At 62.6% G+C, this 16,655-nt stretch carries 16 protein-coding genes; 5 read left to right on the top strand and 11 right to left on the bottom strand.

The annotated features are described in order from the left end of the window. Positions 1 to 60: 60 nt before the first annotated feature. Together MLB1_RS24280 and MLB1_RS16230 are read left to right on the top strand one after the other, a co-directional pair. Positions 61 to 384, top strand: a complete 324-nt coding sequence (locus tag MLB1_RS24280) for a WXG100 family type VII secretion target (protein ID WP_180750887.1) — start codon at positions 61 to 63, stop codon at positions 382 to 384. Beyond that, entirely contained in the window at positions 384 to 1,559 is a 1,176-nt protein-coding gene (locus MLB1_RS16230) for a hypothetical protein (protein WP_180750886.1), read from the top strand. Before MLB1_RS24280 ends, MLB1_RS16230 begins: the two co-directional genes overlap by 1 nt. A gap of 11 nt (positions 1,560 to 1,570) precedes the next feature. Here MLB1_RS16230 and dmpG read toward each other — a convergent pair whose 3' ends face one another. From dmpG to MLB1_RS16210, 4 genes are read right to left on the bottom strand one after another with little or no spacing between them, the layout of a single operon-like run. After that, complete coding sequence (dmpG, locus tag MLB1_RS16225; protein WP_358149805.1) at positions 1,571 to 2,647, bottom strand: 4-hydroxy-2-oxovalerate aldolase; 1,077 nt, start codon at positions 2,645 to 2,647, stop codon at positions 1,571 to 1,573. A gap of 1 nt (position 2,648) precedes the next feature. Next, positions 2,649 to 3,557: an acetaldehyde dehydrogenase (acetylating) gene (locus MLB1_RS16220; protein WP_180751246.1), complete on the bottom strand. Its 909-nt coding sequence runs from the start codon at positions 3,555 to 3,557 to the stop codon at positions 2,649 to 2,651. Positions 3,558 to 3,563: 6 nt separating this feature from the next. Beyond that, positions 3,564 to 4,349 carry a 2-keto-4-pentenoate hydratase gene (locus MLB1_RS16215; protein WP_180750885.1) on the bottom strand — a complete coding sequence of 262 codons (786 nt, stop codon included), beginning with the start codon at positions 4,347 to 4,349 and terminating at the stop codon, positions 3,564 to 3,566. Further along, positions 4,342 to 5,991 carry an FAD-binding protein gene (locus MLB1_RS16210; RefSeq protein ID WP_180750884.1) on the bottom strand — a complete coding sequence of 550 codons (1,650 nt, stop codon included), beginning with the start codon at positions 5,989 to 5,991 and terminating at the stop codon, positions 4,342 to 4,344. The genes MLB1_RS16215 and MLB1_RS16210 overlap by 8 nt, the downstream gene beginning before the upstream one ends. A gap of 88 nt (positions 5,992 to 6,079) precedes the next feature. Here MLB1_RS16210 and kstD point away from each other — a divergent pair, with 88 nt between their 5' ends. Continuing rightward, positions 6,080 to 7,768, top strand: coding sequence for a 3-oxosteroid 1-dehydrogenase (kstD, locus tag MLB1_RS16205; RefSeq protein WP_180751245.1), 1,689 nt, complete (start codon positions 6,080 to 6,082; stop codon positions 7,766 to 7,768). 9 nt (positions 7,769 to 7,777) lie between these two features. Next, positions 7,778 to 8,635: a MaoC/PaaZ C-terminal domain-containing protein gene (locus tag MLB1_RS16200; RefSeq protein ID WP_180750883.1), complete on the top strand. Its 858-nt coding sequence runs from the start codon at positions 7,778 to 7,780 to the stop codon at positions 8,633 to 8,635. Positions 8,636 to 8,644: 9 nt separating this feature from the next. On the opposite strand, the gene MLB1_RS16195 is transcribed toward MLB1_RS16200, so the two are convergent. After that, the gene (locus MLB1_RS16195) at positions 8,645 to 9,403 is read right to left on the bottom strand and encodes a hypothetical protein (RefSeq protein WP_180750882.1); all 759 of its coding nucleotides are present in this window, start codon (positions 9,401 to 9,403) and stop codon (positions 8,645 to 8,647) included. Between the two features lie 221 nt (positions 9,404 to 9,624). On the opposite strand from MLB1_RS16195, the gene MLB1_RS16190 reads away from it, so the two are divergent. Next, the gene (locus MLB1_RS16190) at positions 9,625 to 10,311 is read left to right on the top strand and encodes an Rv3717 family N-acetylmuramoyl-L-alanine amidase (RefSeq protein ID WP_180751244.1); all 687 of its coding nucleotides are present in this window, start codon (positions 9,625 to 9,627) and stop codon (positions 10,309 to 10,311) included. A 5-nt stretch (positions 10,312 to 10,316) separates the two neighbouring features. On the opposite strand, the gene MLB1_RS16185 is transcribed toward MLB1_RS16190, so the two are convergent. Genes MLB1_RS16185 through MLB1_RS16160 form a run of 6 tightly spaced genes read right to left on the bottom strand, consistent with a single transcriptional unit; the run spans position 10,317 to position 16,336 of the window. Next, positions 10,317 to 11,477 carry a lipid-transfer protein gene (locus MLB1_RS16185; protein ID WP_180750881.1) on the bottom strand — a complete coding sequence of 387 codons (1,161 nt, stop codon included), beginning with the start codon at positions 11,475 to 11,477 and terminating at the stop codon, positions 10,317 to 10,319. Next, positions 11,474 to 11,878, bottom strand: a complete 405-nt coding sequence (locus MLB1_RS16180; protein WP_219603222.1) for a MaoC family dehydratase — start codon at positions 11,876 to 11,878, stop codon at positions 11,474 to 11,476. The genes MLB1_RS16185 and MLB1_RS16180 overlap by 4 nt, the downstream gene beginning before the upstream one ends. Next, complete coding sequence (locus tag MLB1_RS16175) at positions 11,863 to 12,807, bottom strand: bifunctional MaoC family dehydratase N-terminal/OB-fold nucleic acid binding domain-containing protein (protein WP_371750642.1); 945 nt, start codon at positions 12,805 to 12,807, stop codon at positions 11,863 to 11,865. Before MLB1_RS16175 ends, MLB1_RS16180 begins: the two co-directional genes overlap by 16 nt. Positions 12,808 to 12,815: 8 nt before the next feature. Further along, complete coding sequence (fadE29, locus tag MLB1_RS16170) at positions 12,816 to 13,979, bottom strand: acyl-CoA dehydrogenase FadE29 (protein WP_180750878.1); 1,164 nt, start codon at positions 13,977 to 13,979, stop codon at positions 12,816 to 12,818. A 12-nt stretch (positions 13,980 to 13,991) separates the two neighbouring features. Then, positions 13,992 to 15,053 carry an acyl-CoA dehydrogenase family protein gene (locus MLB1_RS16165; protein ID WP_180750877.1) on the bottom strand — a complete coding sequence of 354 codons (1,062 nt, stop codon included), beginning with the start codon at positions 15,051 to 15,053 and terminating at the stop codon, positions 13,992 to 13,994. A gap of 23 nt (positions 15,054 to 15,076) precedes the next feature. Beyond that, positions 15,077 to 16,336, bottom strand: coding sequence for a cytochrome P450 (locus MLB1_RS16160; RefSeq protein WP_180750876.1), 1,260 nt, complete (start codon positions 16,334 to 16,336; stop codon positions 15,077 to 15,079). Positions 16,337 to 16,655 lie beyond the last annotated feature (319 nt).

The following is a 16,655-nucleotide window of genomic DNA, read 5'->3' as shown; positions in this document are numbered from 1 at the left end:
ATCCATAGAAGACAGCTCGATTGGCTTGACAACTGTCGCTCTACATTAGGACGAAATCGAATGACGAACCCCTTGAATCTTCAGGTAGATACGGATCTACTCCATCAAACTGGCAGCCGAGTGCGAAAGGCGGCGAGTGACAGCGAAGATGAATTCACGTCCCAACATCAAGGTATCCACAACGCATTGAGTGGCTGGTCGTCAAGGTCAGTCAGCGCAATGCAGAGCGTCCTTACCAGCTGGGAATCCAGCACGTCCCGAATAGTCACCAACGTCGATAGCCACGGCGGGCATCTTCACAGCAGCGCCTATGGATTTGAGTCGGTTGATCGCGACCATACCTCTCAGCCCTCCCCCTCGGGTGACCGTCCAAGGACCGTCTAATGACACCGGCGGAACTCGACAAGATCGACCCCGGTTCGATCGGACAAGTGTTCAATCTCTGCCAGCAGAAGGGGCAGACGTGCACCGGGCTAAACGAGCATCTCAAGAACCCGGATCTGTTCTCACAATGGACAGGGTCCACGGGCGAGGCGGCGCAACGTGCAGCCAAGGAGCACCGTGTTGACATCGACGCCCACGGAAATGAAGCAGTACAAGTCGGTTTCGCGGCATGGACGGCCGAGCGGCAGTTTCAAGAAGCCAAGGACAAGTTACGCGATGCACGCAGCTACATCGCGGAGCGGCCATATCTTTCACTTGATGATTCCACCGGGAAAGTCACTGCAACGTTCTTGTCACGTCCGGAAGTTGCACCCGGGGTCCCCTTAGTAGGCCCGTATGCAAGCCAGGCATCCGATGCCGAAGAGAACCGCCTCAGAGAACTCAACCGTCAGTGGGCGGAGAAAATGGTCAAGGAGGCGACAGATAAAGGCAATGAAGCTGATATGAACCTCGCGACAGCCATCGAGGGGGCGAGCGGCCAGCGGCCGATTAGCGGCATCGAGACGCAGTCAATGCCCACTCCTGAGAAGCCTGACCATGTGCCTGGGGTCGTGCCGCCATCGACGATTAACGGGAAGCCGACGATGGGGCAAGCGAACCTACCCGGAAACGCCAATCGAATCCTTCCCAATGTGCGTGTGCCCCTTAACGCAACACCAGAAGAACTCCAACGGCTCGGCGCAATGTACGCGCCCGCAGTGGCGCTTGACCCAAATAAGAAGGGGAGTACCGGAGGCTACAGCGGAAATCTACTTACCGGCCGCAACGCGGACGGTAAGGCCACACTCACGGTACCTGGACCCCGCGATCCAAACCCGACCGGCAATGCCGCCAACCCCGGCAAGCTGAAGAACATCGACATCAGCGTGAGCAAAGGAGTGCAATTTCGCACCACCGGTGCCACGCCGAGCCAGTACTATGTCGCGCTTGATGGCAAAGGCAATCCTTGTCTCGGAGTGAATTACAAATACAACTACGAGATGCGAACCCAGTACGCGGTCAATGTCGGAAGCATTCCGATCATTCCGACTGCTACGTGGCACCCCGTCTCGAGTGACAGTGCTGTTGGATTAACGCAGCAGTACCCGGACAAAGTAAAGCTGCCGACACCCTAGCGAGGAGATTGCTACCCCTTCGCTGCGTTCTCCCGCTGGATCTCCAGAGCGATATCGATGAGCTGATCTTCCTGCCCACCAATGAGCTTGCGCTGACCGGCGCGGTGCAGCAGCTGGTGCGCGGGCACCCCGTACCGCTCCGCCTGCCGGATCGCGTGCTTGAGGAAGCTGGAGTACACCCCGCTGTAGCCCATGATCAACGCGTTGCGGTCTAGCAGGCATTCGGCCGGCATCGCGGGCGCGACAACCTCTTCGGCGGCATCGGCGATATCAAAGAAGTCGATACCGGTCTTCACGCCGATCTTGTCGAACACGCCGATCAACGCCTCAACCGGAGCGTTGCCCGCGCCGGCACCGAAACGCCTTGTGCTGCCGTCGATCTGCTTGGCACCGGCGCGTACGGCCTCGATCGAGTTGGCGACACCCAGACCCAGGTTCTCGTGCCCGTGGAAACCAACCTGCGCATCGTTACCCAACTCGGCCACCAGCGCGGCGACCCGGTCAGCCACACCGTCGAGAACCAATGCGCCCGCCGAATCCACCACGTACACGCACTGGCATCCGGCATCCGCCATGATCCGCGCCTGCTTGGCCAGCTTCTCCGGCGAAACAGTGTGCGACATCATCAGGAAGCCAACGGTTTCCAGCCCGCGCTCACGTGCCAGCCCAAAATGCTGAATCGAGACATCGGCCTCGGTGCAGTGCGTGGCGACACGGCAGATCGATCCACCGTTGCCCTGCGCCTCGATGATGTCTTCCTTGGTCCCGAGACCCGGCAGCATCAGGAAGGCGATCTTGGCATTCGTAGCCGTCTCCGCTGCGATCTTGATCAGTTCCTGCTCAGGGGTTTTCGAAAAGCCGTAGTTGAACGAAGACCCGCCCAACCCGTCACCGTGAGTCACCTCGATGACCGGCACACCCGCGCCGTCGAGAGCCGCGACAATGGCTCGCACCTCGTCGGCGGTGAACTGATGCCGCTTGTGATGCGAGCCGTCACGGAGCGAGGTATCGGTGATCCGCACATCCCATGCCGCGTCGAAGAAGATGCCGTCGGTGCCCAAAAGCTGAGTACTGGTGTCCGAAACCATATTACGAAACCTTCGCTGATAGAAGTTCTTTGGCGATTTCCTCGCCGACCTTGGTCGCGGCCGCGGTCATGATGTCCAGGTTCCCGGCGTACGGCGGCAGGAAATCGCCCGCACCCTCCACCTCGACGAAGGTGGTGACGACGTGGTTGCCGCCGTTGACTACCGAGGGCTCGTCGAACTGCGGCTCGTTGAGCAGCCGATACCCGGGCACGTACTGCTGCACCTGGCTCACCACATCGTGGATCGACGCCGTGATCGCATCCCTGTCCGCGCCCTCCGGGATCGCGCAGAAGATTGTGTCGCGCATGATCATCGGCGGATCGGCCGGATTCAGGATGATGATGGCCTTGCCGCGCTTGGCGCCACCGATCACCTCGACACCCTTGGACGTGGTCTTGGTGAACTCGTCGATGTTGGCGCGCGTGCCCGGCCCTGCCGAAACAGACGCCACCGACGCCACGATCTCCGCGTAGGGCACCTCGACTACTCGCGACACCGCGTACACGATCGGAATCGTCGCCTGGCCACCGCAGGTGATCATGTTGACGTTCGGGGCATCAAGGTGTGCGCGCAGATTCGCGGGCGGCACAACCGCAGGACCCACCGCGGCGGGCGTCAGGTCGATCGCCCGGATCCCGGCTTCCTCGTATCGCGGTGCCGCGGCCTTATGCACGTACGCAGAGGTCGCCTCGAACACCAAGTCGGGCTTCTCATCCTGCGCCAGCAGCCAGTCGACGCCCTCGTGCGAGGTTTCCAGCCCGAACCCGCGGGCGCGCTTGAGGCCTTCGGACTCGGGGTCGATCCCGATCATCCACCGCGGCTCCAGCCACTCGGACCGCTGCAGTTTGTACAGCAGGTCGGTGCTGATATTTCCCGAACCGACAATCGCTACAGATGCCTTGCTCACAATTCTCCTCTACTCGAAAGCCAGTCGGACCGAACCAAGTCCGGCGAACTCGGCCAAAAACTCGTCCCCCGGATGGGCGTCAAATGCCCGTGTGCACGACCCCGGCAACACCACGTCGCCCGCACGCAAGCGCACACCAAACGACGCCACCTTGCGCGCCAGCCATGCCACCGACGTCACCGGATTGCCCAGCACCGCGTCGCTTCTGCCCTCAGCCAACTTCTCGCCGTTGCAGGTCAGCACCGCATCGATCGACTTGATGTCGATGTCCTTCGGCGAAACCCGTTGCTTGCCAATGACAAACCCGGCCGAGGATGCGTTGTCGGCGATGGTGTCGCAGATCTTGATCTGCCAGTTGGTGATCCGGCTGTCTACCACCTCGATGGACGGCACGTACGCGGCAGTCGCGGCCAACACATCATCCTCGGTGCAATCCTCACCGGGAAGATCAGCAGCCAGGATGAATCCGACCTCCACCTCCACCCGCGGGAACAGGAACTTGGACGCCGACGCCGCGACATCCTCGAATAGCTCCATATCGGCCAGCAGATGCCCGTAGTCCGGCTCGTGGACACCCATCATCTTCTGCATCGCCTCGGACGATAAGCCGACCTTGTGCCCGACGACCTTGGCACCGTCCGCTAGGCGAGAGCGAATATTGGCGAGCTGAATCTCGTAGGCGTCCACGACGCCGAAATCCGGGTAGGTGTCGGTGGGCGGCCCAATGGCCACCCGGGTGCGCTCGGCCTCGGCCAGATCGGCGGCAATGGCCTCACGAACTTCGGAACTAAGCATCTAGGCGCCTTCCAGTCTCGGTCCCCGCCCGGCGCCCGGAAAAGACGCAGTCGGCTAGGGACAACCCGCTCACATACGAATTGGAGCAGATACCCACCGCCGCACGTCCGGCGGCATAGAGCCCCGGGATGGCGTCGCCGGATGTCGTCTGCACGACACCAGTCTCCTCGTCCACAACCAGCCCGCCAAGAGTCAGCATCGGGCACGGATTCAGCATGTTGGTCTTGATGGACACGTTGAACAGATAGAACGGTCCCTGCCCGATCTTGACACGAAAATCGTCGGGCTTCCCCATCGGATCCGGCGCGCCGCCGTCAATAGCGTCATTATGCTCGGATACGGTGCGCGCCAAGGCTTCCGGATCGATACCCGCCTTGGCCGCCAACTCCTCGATGGAGCCGGCCTTCTTGCGCCCCACATTGAGGAACGCCTCGGCCTGTATCCGCTGGAACCACAGCGTCTGCGAACCAAGCTGCTGACGAGCCCGCTTCAGCAGCGCCTTATCGGCCACCAGATACCCCACCCCACCGGCCTGCTGCACAATCGCCTTGCCCAGCGCGGCGCCATAACGCGATTCGTCAACCATCCGCTGCCCCTTGGCATCCACCAACAACGAGCCAAGGAATGCGGCGGGTGGCACGATGAAACGCCAGGCGGAGATCTCGTCGAGGTGCCCGGTGGCTGCATCCAACGGCGCCGCGAGCTTCAACGCGGTTCCGTCGTCACCCGCAGTACCCAGCTGCAACCCGTCCCCGTACGCCGGGGCATATCGCTCCACCAACTCACGATTGGCGATGAACCCGCCGGAGGACAGGATCACCCCGTCGTTGGCGCGGATCTCAAACGGCTTGGCGAACCGACGCTCCAACGCATAGGCAGGCCCCTCCAATGCCTTTCGCATCGGTGGGTAGTAGATGCCGGGTTTAGTGGCGTAGCGCGTCAAACGCGCGTACGTCCGTTGCACCCAACCCGGTGCGTCCTTCAGCGTCGCCCCCCGCACCCCGACGACACGACCGCCCTCGATGATCAGATCCGTGACCCGGGTCTGCCGCCACACGTCGGCACCCAAACGCTCCGCGGAGGCCGCCAACGGCGCGAAGAGCGCCTTACCGGACACGCCGCGGCCAAAGGCCCGATGTCCGCGTTGACGAGGGGGCGTCACCGTGCGCGCCATCCCAGAGGATTCGCTGCCGGAAAAATAGAGGTAGTAGTCGTTGGTGGGGTACGAAGTCTTGAACGGAGCCAGCGAACCCTCGAACGGCACTCCGTAACCTTGTAGCCAATCCAGGGTGTCGACGCTGCCGTCGACGAAACGGCGCAACGTCTCGGGTTTCACAGCGTCCCCGACCTCCAGCTGCAAGTACTCCAGCATCAGCTCCGGGGTGTCCTCAACGCCCGCGTCGCGCTGAATGTTCGTCCCGCCGCCGGCGTAGTAAATGCCCCCTGAAATGGCGGAAGCCCCGCCACCGTCGAATCGCTCCAAGATCGTGACGGACGCACCGCGTTCGAGCGCGGCCAGGGCGGCCGCCGCTCCGGCCACTCCGTACCCGACGATGACAACATCCGGGGAGGGCACAGCGGGCACATCCAACCGACCCGGCACTGGGCCTCCCTCATCGTCATATAGCCAAAACAGCAACATGTTTCTGTTTTCACCGCAACATCAAAGTGTCGGAACGATGAAACCACAGGCCAGCGCCGGTAGCGCCGGGCCGCCTCAATTCTATAACGTGTTCTACATGACTGAGCAGGAGTACGACGTCGTCGTCGTCGGGAGTGGTGGCGCCGGCATGGTTGCGGCGCTCACCGCGGCACACAACGGGCTGAGCACCGTACTGATCGAGAAGGCCCCCCACTTCGGCGGATCGACCGCCCGTTCCGGTGGTGGCGTCTGGATCCCCAACAACGAGGTGCTCAAGAAGGCCCGACAGACCGACACCCCCGAGGCGGCCCGCGAGTACCTCTACAACATCATCGGCGATGTCGTGCCCCGCGAGAAGATCGACACCTATCTCGATCGCGGCCCGGAGATGCTCTCGTTCGTGCTCGCGAACTCCCCGCTGAAGCTCGACTGGGTGCCCAACTACTCCGACTACTACCCCGAGGCGCCGGGTGGACGTGCCGCCGGACGCTCGGTGGAGCCAAAGCCTTTCGACGCCAAGAAGCTCGGTGACGAGCTGCCCAACCTGGAGCCACCGTACGGCAAGGTTCCGCTGAATGTCGTGGTGCGCCAGCAAGATTACGTGCGGCTGAACCAACTCAAGCGCCACCCGCGTGGCCTGCTGCGCAGCCTGCGCGTCGGCGTGCGCACGTTCTGGGCGCAGGGCACCGGCAAGAAGCTCGTCGGCATGGGGCGTGCGCTGTCGGCGGCACTCCGTATCGGCCTGCGCGACGCGGGAGTTTCAGTGAAGCTCAACACCGCGTTGACCGATCTCTACATTGAGAACGGCACCGTCAAGGGCGTCTACGTGCGCGATAGCAATGGCGCCGAGTCCGCCGAGCCGACGGTCATCAAGGCACGCAAGGGCGTCATCCTGGCCTCGGGTGGTTTCGAGCACAACGAGCAGATGCGCGTGAAGTACCAGCGCGCCCCCATCACCACCGAGTGGACTGTCGGCGCCAAGGCCAACACCGGTGACGGCATCCTGGCGGCCGAAAAGCTGGGCGCTGCGCTCGAGTTCATGGAGGACTCGTGGTGGGGCCCGACAGTTCCGCTGGTCGGCCGGCCATGGTTCGCACTGTCCGAGCGCAACTCCCCCGGGTCGATCATCGTCAACGCGTCCGGTAAGCGGTTCATGAATGAATCGCTGCCCTACGTCGAGGCCACCCACCGCATGTACGGCGGCGAGTACGGCCAAGGCGCAGGTCCGGGCGAGAACCTGCCCGCGTGGCTCGTCTTCGACCAGGAGTACCGCAACCGGTACATCTTCGGCGGATTGCAGCCGGGACAGAAGATTCCGAGCAAGTGGATCGAGTCGGGTGTCATCGTCAAGGCCGACACCATCGAAGAGCTAGCGGAATTGGCGAAACTCCCCATAGATGCGTTAGCGCAGACCATCGAGCGGTTCAACGGCTTCGCCCGCGACGGTGTGGACGAGGACTTCGGCCGCGGCAAGAGCGCCTACGACCGCTACTACGGCGACCCCACCAACAAGCCGAACCCAAATCTGGGTGAGCTCAAGAAGGGCCCGTTCTACGCGGCCAAGATGGTGCCGGGAGACCTGGGCACCAAGGGTGGTGTGCGCACCGACCTCCAAGGCCGGGTGCTGCGCGATGACAACAGCATCATCGAAGGTCTTTACGCCGCAGGCAATGTCAGCACTCCGGTGATGGGTCATACCTACGCCGGCCCGGGCGCCACCATTGGCCCAGCCATGACGTGGGGTTACCTCGCCGCGCTCGATATCGCCGGCAAGTAGGGTCGGCTCATGCCTATCAACGTCGATATCGCCCTGGGCGCTGCTGTCGAGCCCGCGGAATTCTCCTGGACCGCATCCGATGTGCAGCTGTATCACCTGGCGATTGGTGCAGGCGCCGATCCAGTCAGCGAGACCGAACTGCGGTACCTACAAGACAAGACCCCGCAGGTGTTGCCGACGTTCGCGACCGTCGCCTCCGGTTTCCACGCGGTGGAGCCCCCCAAGGTGTCGTTCCCGGGTATAGAGATCGACCTGGCCAAGATCCTGCACGGCACCGAGCAGGTGACCGCGCACCGCGCCTTGCCACCCTCGGGTACCGCGCGGTCGGAAGGCAAGATCGTAGAGATCTGGGACAAGGGCAAGGCTGCCGTTATCGTCACGGAGACAACAACTTCCGACGACCAGGGGCCCCTGTGGACCATCCGTCGTTCGATCTTCGCGCGCGGCGAGGGCGGCTTCGGCGGCGAAAGAGGTCCGTCCGCTGCCGGTGGTGCTCCCGAACGCGCGCCGGACCTGGAAGTTTCGACGCACATCCTGCCGCAGCAGGCGCTGCTGTACCGGCTCTGCGGCGACCGCAACCCGTTGCACTCCGACCCCGCCTTCGCGGCAGCGGCGGGATTCCCCCGTCCGATCCTGCATGGGCTGTGCAGCTACGGCGTGGTCTGCAAGGCGGCCGTCGACGCGGCGCTGGACGGTGACGCCTCGCGGGTGACCTCATATGCCGCGAAGTTCGCGGGTGTGGTGTTCCCGGGCGAGACACTCAAGACCCGCATCTGGAAGGAAGACGGCAAGCTGCTGATCTCTGCAGTCGTGGCCGAGCGTGAGGACGCTCCCGCACTGGCCGATGTGGAGCTCACCTACAAATAGCCGTTCCGGCTAGTACCACCGTATTCCGCGGTAGCGGTTCACCCCCAGCGCAAGCACGGTGCCGATGCTCCAGACCGCGATACCCAAGCCGAGTTCCATGAGGGATCGCTCGGTAAGCGGCATGGAGTGGAAAACGTTGCGCCCGAATATGGCCCGTGGAATACCTCCTACCGGTGCCACGAGGTAGTAGACGCCATATGGCAGGGCCAGATAGATGAGCCATCGCGCGGTGACCAACAGGTCGCCCCGTTGCCGCCAACGCATCCGCAGCGGCCGAGCCACCATGGGCAGCAGCACCGACACCAGATTGCCCAGGCCCAGCCAGCTCACGATGTGCACGGCGACATCGGGCACCGTGATCGCGGTCTGGGTTGCCTGCTGCCGGTGGATGGTCAGGAAAGCCGTCAGCACAAGTGTCGGTAGCCCGGCGACGAGAAACAGTGCGATGTTCTTGACCAGCAAGACATGTAGAAGCGACCGATGACCCCGCAACGCGTGCCTGACTCGATCGGCGTCCAGACCGAGCATGTTGGTCACGGACACGTCGGCAAAGATGAACATGGCGAAGTAGGTCCCGACGAGTAGCGCCCAGTCGCGCTTGCGTCCGTGTTGGGCGATCGGCTGCCAGATGATTAGGTAGGCGATCGACAGTGCGAGGTTCAGACCCAATCCCTCGAGCCATCGACGTGGCGGCTGAAAGGTCTCGGCAAGGTCCCTGCGCAGGCGGGTCAGCACGCCCGCCGCGGTCGAGGCCTCCCGATAGATCATCGACCAAGCATTACCGGGGTTTCTGTCAGAAAGCTGTGACTGCGATACGGTCTCGTCTCGGCCACAGTTCAACCGAGCCACATGTCCGAGCACCGTACCCCAGGTTCGGCGCATACCTTTCCCGCGTGCAGACCTCCCCGTGCGGTCCCGCCAAGCGGTCCCGCTGCCTCTCGCGACGCGATGTCCTCAAGTACGCCTCGAGCGTGCCCGTCCTGTTGAGCATGCCGGCCATGCTCTCAACCGCCGCCCTGGCCCATGCCCAATCTCCCATCGCGGGCAAGATCGTCTTCCTCGACCCCGGCCACAACGGCGCCAACGACGGCTCGATCACCCGGCAGGTCAGTGACGGCCGGGGGCGCACCAAGAACTGCCAGACCAGCGGCACCGCCACCGATGCAGGCTTTCCTGAGCACACTTTCAACTGGAATGTGGTGTTGCACATCCGCCAGGCCCTTACCGGGGCCGGTGTTCGCACCGCGCTCTCACGCGGCAACGACAACGCACTCGGACCATGCATCGACCAGCGCGCCGCTAACGGCAACTCCTTCAATCCCGATGCGATTGTCAGTATTCATGCCGATGGCGGCCCCCGAGACGGCCGGGGATTTCACGTCAACTACTCGAATCCGCCGATCAACGAAGCGCAGGCGGGTCCGTCGTTGCGCTTGGCCAGCACCATGCGCGATCAGCTCAAGACCTCCGGATTCCAGCCGTCGACCTACCGTGGAAACGACGGTCTCTATGGGCGTTCCGACCTAGCCGGGTTAAACCTGGCCCAGTACCCGGCAATCCTCATCGAGTGCGGAAACATGAAGAACGGCGACGACGCCGCGATGCTGTCCAGTCCGGATGGCCAAGCCCGTCTGGCGGCGGCGATCGCTCAGGGCATAGCCAGGTTCCTGAGCTGAGTCGATTACCCCAGGATGAGGCCGGAGGTCGGCACCCCGGTACCGGCGGTGACGAGGACATGTTCGACATTCGGCACCTGGTTGACGGACGTGCCGCGCAGCTGACGCACACCCTCGGCAATGCCGTTCATGCCGTGGATGTAGGCCTCGCCGAGCTGACCGCCGTGCGTATTGATCGGCAGCTTCCCGCCCAGCTCGATGGCGCCGTTGGCGACGAAATCCTTGGCCTCGCCCTTATCGCAGAAGCCCAGCTCTTCGAGCTGCAGCAGGGTGTACGGCGTGAAGTGGTCGTACAGGATCGCGGTTTGAATGTCATTGGGCGTCAAGCCACTTTGCGCCCACAGCTGCCGGCCGACCAGGCCCATCTCGGGCAGCCCAAGCTCGTCACGGTAGTACGAGTACATGGTGAACTGGTCATCGCTCGACCCCTGCGCGGCGGCCTCGATGATTGCCGGACGATGCTTCAGATCGCGCGCACGTTCGGGAGTCGTCACGACGATCGCCACCCCACCGTCGCTTTCCTGACAGCAGTCGAGCAGTCGCACCGGGTCGGCGATCATCCGCGAGTTCTGGTGGTCCTCAATGGTGATCGGCTTGCCATAGAAGAAAGCCTTTGGATTGGTGGCCGCATGCTTACGGTCGGCCACCGACACGGCACCGAAATCGGCACTTGTGGCGCCGTATTCATGCATGTACCGCCGGGCGATCATCGCCACCGATGCCGCCGGTGTGCTCAACCCGTGCGGGTACGACCAGCTGTACTCCACCCCGCGCGAGTCAGCCGTTGAACTGAGTCCGGTCATCACCTGGCCGAACCGAAACTCCGAACGCTCGTTGAATGCACGGTATGCCACAACAACTTCCGCGACACCGGCGGCAACTGCCAACGCGGCCTGCTGCACCGTCGCGGCTGCCGCCCCGCCGCCGTAGCCGATCTGGCTGAAGAACTTCAGCTCGCCGATACCCGTCGAGCGGGCGACTGCGGTCTCCAGGTTGGAGTCCATGGTGAAGGTCACCAAGCCGTCAACATCCGACGCGGCTAGCCCGGCATCGTCCAGCGCGTCCAGCACGGCTTCCGACGCCAGGCGCAGCTCCGAGCGTCCAGACTTCTTGGAGAAATCGGTGGCGCCGATGCCCGCGATGGCGGCCTTACCCGAGAGACTCACTGTCCCGCTCCGATCGTCAGCTTGACCTTGGCGGTGACGTGATCACCAAGGCTGTTGCGGCCCACCACATCTATCTCCACGAGCCCGTCCTCGACGGCCGACACCTCACCGGAGAACACCGTGGTGTCGTAGGCGTACCAAGGGACGCCCAGACGCAACGCGATGGACTTCACACGCGCAGACGGGCCCGCCCAGTCGGTGACGAACCGCTCCACCAAACCGGTGTCAGTGAGGATATTGACGAAGATGTCCTTGGAACCCTTGGCCTGCGCCAGATCGCGATCGTGGTGCACATCCTGGAAGTCACGGGTCGCCAACGCGGTCGACACGATAAATGTCGGAGTGCCTTCGAGTTTCAGCTCGGGCAGCTTCTCGCCAACGATACTCACGCTGCCTCCCATGCGTATAGGGTCCACGCCGGACTATCGCCCTCGGCCGGGAAGTCGAGATATGTCACCTGAACGGGCAACCCGATTACGACATCATCGGGTGAGACGCCGCGGAGCTCCCCGAGCATCCGGACACCTTCCTCGAGCTCGACCAGGGCGATCACGAAAGGCAAAGTACGCCCGGGAACTTGCGGCGCATGATGCACGACGTAGCTGTACACCGCACCCTTGCCGCTGGCCACCTGGTACTCGACGGGCGCCTCTTTGTCCTGCCAGACCGCAGGTACCGGCGGGTGCTGCAACGAGCCGTCGGGCCGCTTCTGCAGACGCAGCTCGTGCGCGGCGACGCCTTCCCAGAAGTAGGCGCTATCGCGCGACCAGGACGGTCGCATCAACTTGGACGGATCAAGGTCTTCGGGCACATCCGATGTGGGCTTCGCGCCCGGTCGGAACTTCATAATGCGCCAATTCATTTCGGCGACAAGCTCGTCGCCGACCGTCCACTCGACGTGGATGTTGATAAAGAAACTCTCACCCAGCGCGGTCTGCTTGGGTCCGAAGATGTCGCTCACCTCGTTGGTGATGCTGACTTCTTCACCCGGCGCTAAGTAACGGTGGTAGATCTGTTCGGAGTTGGTCGCGACGACCGACTCGTACCCAGCTCCGTCCAATAGCTCCATTGCACGACCCAGCGGGTCGTCGGTGGCCTGCACCTTGTGCAACCCGCCCATGGTCCACACCTGCGCCATCGCCGGCGGTGCGACGATGCCGGGATGCCCTGCGGCACGGGCCGCTTCATCGGACACGTAGATGGGGTTCTTGTCCCCCATCGCCTCGATCCAGTTGTTGATCATCGGCTGGTTGACGGGGTCGCGACCCACCTTGGGTGTACTCGGCCCGTCGGCCTTGATCTTGGCCGCACCCTCTTGAACCTGAAGCACTACATCAGTCATCGCGGAACCCTCGGGGTTCCTAGTCCTGCGGTTGCAACCATCTCGCGCATAACCTCATTCACACCGCCACCGAAGGTGATCACCAAGTGGCGCTTGGTCTGTGCATCAAGCCATTCAAGTGTCTCGGCAGTGTTCGCGTCCGCGGGATCGCCATAGCGGCCCACGACTCCTTCGCTCAACCGGCCGAGTTTCTGAATCCATTCGGTGGCAAGGATTTTCGTCGCCGCCGCATCCGCCATGCTGATGTCGTCACCCGACGAGGCGACCTGCCAGTTGAGCAGCTCGTTGAGCCGCCATACTGCCTTCATCTCACCCAAAACGCGGCGGACATCATCGTGTGACAGCGGCGCGACACCGTCGGCCCCCGGCTTCGCGGCCCACTCATATACCCGGTCGTACATGCCGGCAATTCGCCCAGAGGGGCCCAGTGAAACCCGCTCGTGGTTCAGCTGGGTGGTGATGAGCTTCCAGCCCTGATTCTCCTCGCCCACTAACATCTCCACCGGCACCCGGACATCGGAGTAGTAGGTGGCGTTGGTGTGGTGTGCACCGTCGTTGGTGATGATCGGCGTCCACGAGTAACCCGGATCTTTTGTGTCGACGATGAGAATCGAGATGCCCTTGTGCTTGGGTGCATCCGGATCGGTGCGACAGGCCAGCCAGATGTACTGGGCCTGGTGTGCGCCGGTGGTGAAGATCTTCTGCCCGTTGACGATGTAGTGGTCGCCATCGCGAACCGCGGAGGTGCGCAAGGACGCCAGGTCCGTTCCCGCCTCCGGCTCGGTATATCCGATGGCGAAATGGATTTCGCCGGCCAGGATTCCGGGTAGGAACTTCTTCTTCTGCTCTTCGGTGCCGTACTTCTGCAGGGTCGGACCGACAGTCTGCAGTGTCACCAGGGGCATCGGGACATCGGCGCGGATGACCTCGTTCATGAAGATCTGCTGCTCCAGCGGACCGAATCCGTGTCCGCCATACTCCTTGGGCCATCCGACACCGAGCCAGCCGTCCTGACCCATCCGACGCACGACGGCCTCATAGGACGCGCTATGACGGTCGACCATCATCCCGCGGGTCTCGTCGGAAGTGACGAGATTCGAGAAATACTGCCGCAGATCGCTTTGCAGCTTCGCCTGTTCCGGCGTGAGATCAATGAGCATCGTCGAGTCCAATCAGACTTGCGCCGCAGCGAGTACGTCAAGACGCTCGGAGGAACCGCCCACCAGACGGCTCAGGTCCTTGATCGTCGAGTAGTAGCGATTCATGGGGTAGGTGATATCCACGCCCAGACCGCCGTGCAGGTGATGGCAGATCTGCATGACCCGCTGCGCCTCCAAGGCCATCCAGAACGCCACGATGTCCAGGTCCTCGGTCGCATCGAGCGCTGCCGACAGCCGCCACACCGCAGATGTGACACCGAGATTCAGTGTCCGCGACACCACGTACACATCTGCCAGCTGCTGCGATACCGCCTGGAAGGTAGCCAGCGGCTTGCCGAACTGTTCCCGGTTCGACACATGGTCTGCAGTAAGACGCAAAGCGCCGGAAACCAATCCATCCGCGTAGGAACCAACAGCTGCCAAAACAAGGTGATTCAGCCGATCAACCGACCCGCTCAACACATCCGACGCAGGTACCGAGACATCGGAAAAGGTCACCGCGTATTCGGCAGCCTTACTGGCCGTAGGCGTCCGGGCGATTGTCACGCCCGGGGTGTTAGGTGCCACCACAACGACGCCATTGTCGGTGGTGACAAGTATCCAATTCGCCTCGGCCGCATGCAGAACGCCGATCTTGCGGCCGTTCAACACCACCGAGGACCCATCGCGTACGGCGGACACCGAAGGCGTGAAAGGAACGGCTCGGCCCGGTTCATTCAGAGCCGCCGTCAGGATTCCGCCGGAGCCCACACCGGCAAGGTACCTATCCTGCTGCTCGTCAGAGGCCAGTTCCACCAGGGGAACCACACCGAACCCGAGAGTGGACAGCGCCGGCGTCAGGGCGCCGTGCTTACCGAGCACCCGGAGCGCCACCGATACCTCGGCAAGGCCCAGTCCGTCACCGCCCAGTCGTTCCGGCAGCGCAAGATTCAGGACCCCGTTGTCAGCCAGTGCCCGCCAGACAGGTTCGTCGTATCCGATCGCGGGCACTACGCCGATGAATTCACGATCGGCAAGCACCGTTTCGACCACATCGGAGACAGCCTGCTGCTCCTCTGCAAAAGCGAAATCCATAGCGTGCGTTTCCTTTTGAATAACTACTGCAGAACCGGGCAACCGCTAACGCCGGTGAAGTCAACCGGCCAGTGCTTGATGCCGTTGAGCCAGCCGGACTGCAACCGCTTCGGATCGCCTGCCGGAGCCAAGTTCGGCATGTGATCGGCGATGGCGTTGAACATCAGGTTGATGGTCAGACGAGCCAGGTTGGCCCCGATGCAGAAATGCGCACCGCTGCCACCGAAACCCATGTGCGGGTTGGGGTTACGCATGACGTTGAAGGAGAACGGATCCTCGAACACCTCTTCGTCGAAGTTGGCGCTGCGGTACATCATCACCACGCGCTGCCCCTTCTTAATCTGCACACCACCAAGCTCGGTGTCCTCCAACGCCGTCCGCTGGAAAGACGTCACTGGGGTTGCCCAGCGGACGATCTCATCGGCGGCAGTCTCGGGGCGCTCCTTCTTGTACAGCTCCCACTGCTCCGGGAACTGGGTGAAGGCCATCATGCCCTGGGTGATCGAGTTGCGCGAAGTCTCGTTACCGGCCACTGCCAGCATGATCACGAAGAAGCCGAACTCGTCATCGGACAGCTTGCCCTCGCCCTCGACCTCGGCGTTGATGAGCGTGGTCACGATGTCCTCGCCCGGGTTCTCGGCCTTCTGCTTCGCCATCTCCATCGAGTAGGCCAGGATCTCCATCGACGAGACCGCTGGGTCGATATGAGAGAACTCAGGATCGTCATACGAGGTCATCTCGTTGGACCAATTGAACAGCTTGCCGCGATCCTCGATGGGCACCCCGAGCAGCCCAGCGATGGCCTGCAGCGGCAGTTCACAAGAGACCTGCTCGACGAAGTCCCCGCTGCCGCTCGCCGCCGCCGTCTTCGCGATCTGTTGAGCGCGCTCGTTCAGCTCGTCACGCAACCGACCAATGGCACGCGGAGTGAAACCACGGGAAATGATCTTGCGCAAGCGCGTGTGGTGCGGGGCGTCCATGTTCAACATGACGTAGCGCTGCAGCTCGATCGCCTCGCGCGTGATGTCGTCCTGGAACCGCGGGATCGCGGTGTTTTCCCAGCTGGAGAAGACGTCACTGCGTAGCGACACGTCCTTGACGTCCTTGTGCTTGGAGACGACCCAGTATCCGCCGTCGTTGAAGCCGCCAACTCCCTCTGGCTGTTCCTGCCACCAGATTGGAGCCGTCTTCCGTAGCTCCTTGAGCTCCTCGATCGGGAGCCGTTCTGCGTAGATCTCCGGGTCGGTGAAGTCGAAACCGGCGGGAAGGCTGGGGTGCACCACGTTGAACTCCTATGGCCTTTCGGGGCGTCTTTCAGGGACGATCTGGTTAGACCGTCTAGTGAGAGCCGAGTGAGATACGACACTCTCTAGCCCCATTGAAGCACACGATCAGCGCAGACGAAACGTGGTGCACAGGGGGAGAACACGTTCTCATTGCTTCCAGACTGAAACGTGTTCTACCTTTAAGTGAAGGTTCAGAGCGCAAAGGAGCAGCTCCATGGGTAATCCAGTCATTGTCGAAGCGACACGCAGCCCTATCGGCAAACGAGGTGGATGGCTCGCGGGGCTGCATCCTGCCGAGCTGCTGGGCAGCATCCAG

The sequence above is a fragment of the Mycobacteroides sp. LB1 genome (genome assembly GCF_013449725.1).
GTDB lineage: Bacteria > Actinomycetota > Actinomycetes > Mycobacteriales > Mycobacteriaceae > Mycobacterium.
Note: the sequence above shows the minus strand (reverse complement) of the source record. Positions and strands in the feature narration are given on the sequence as shown.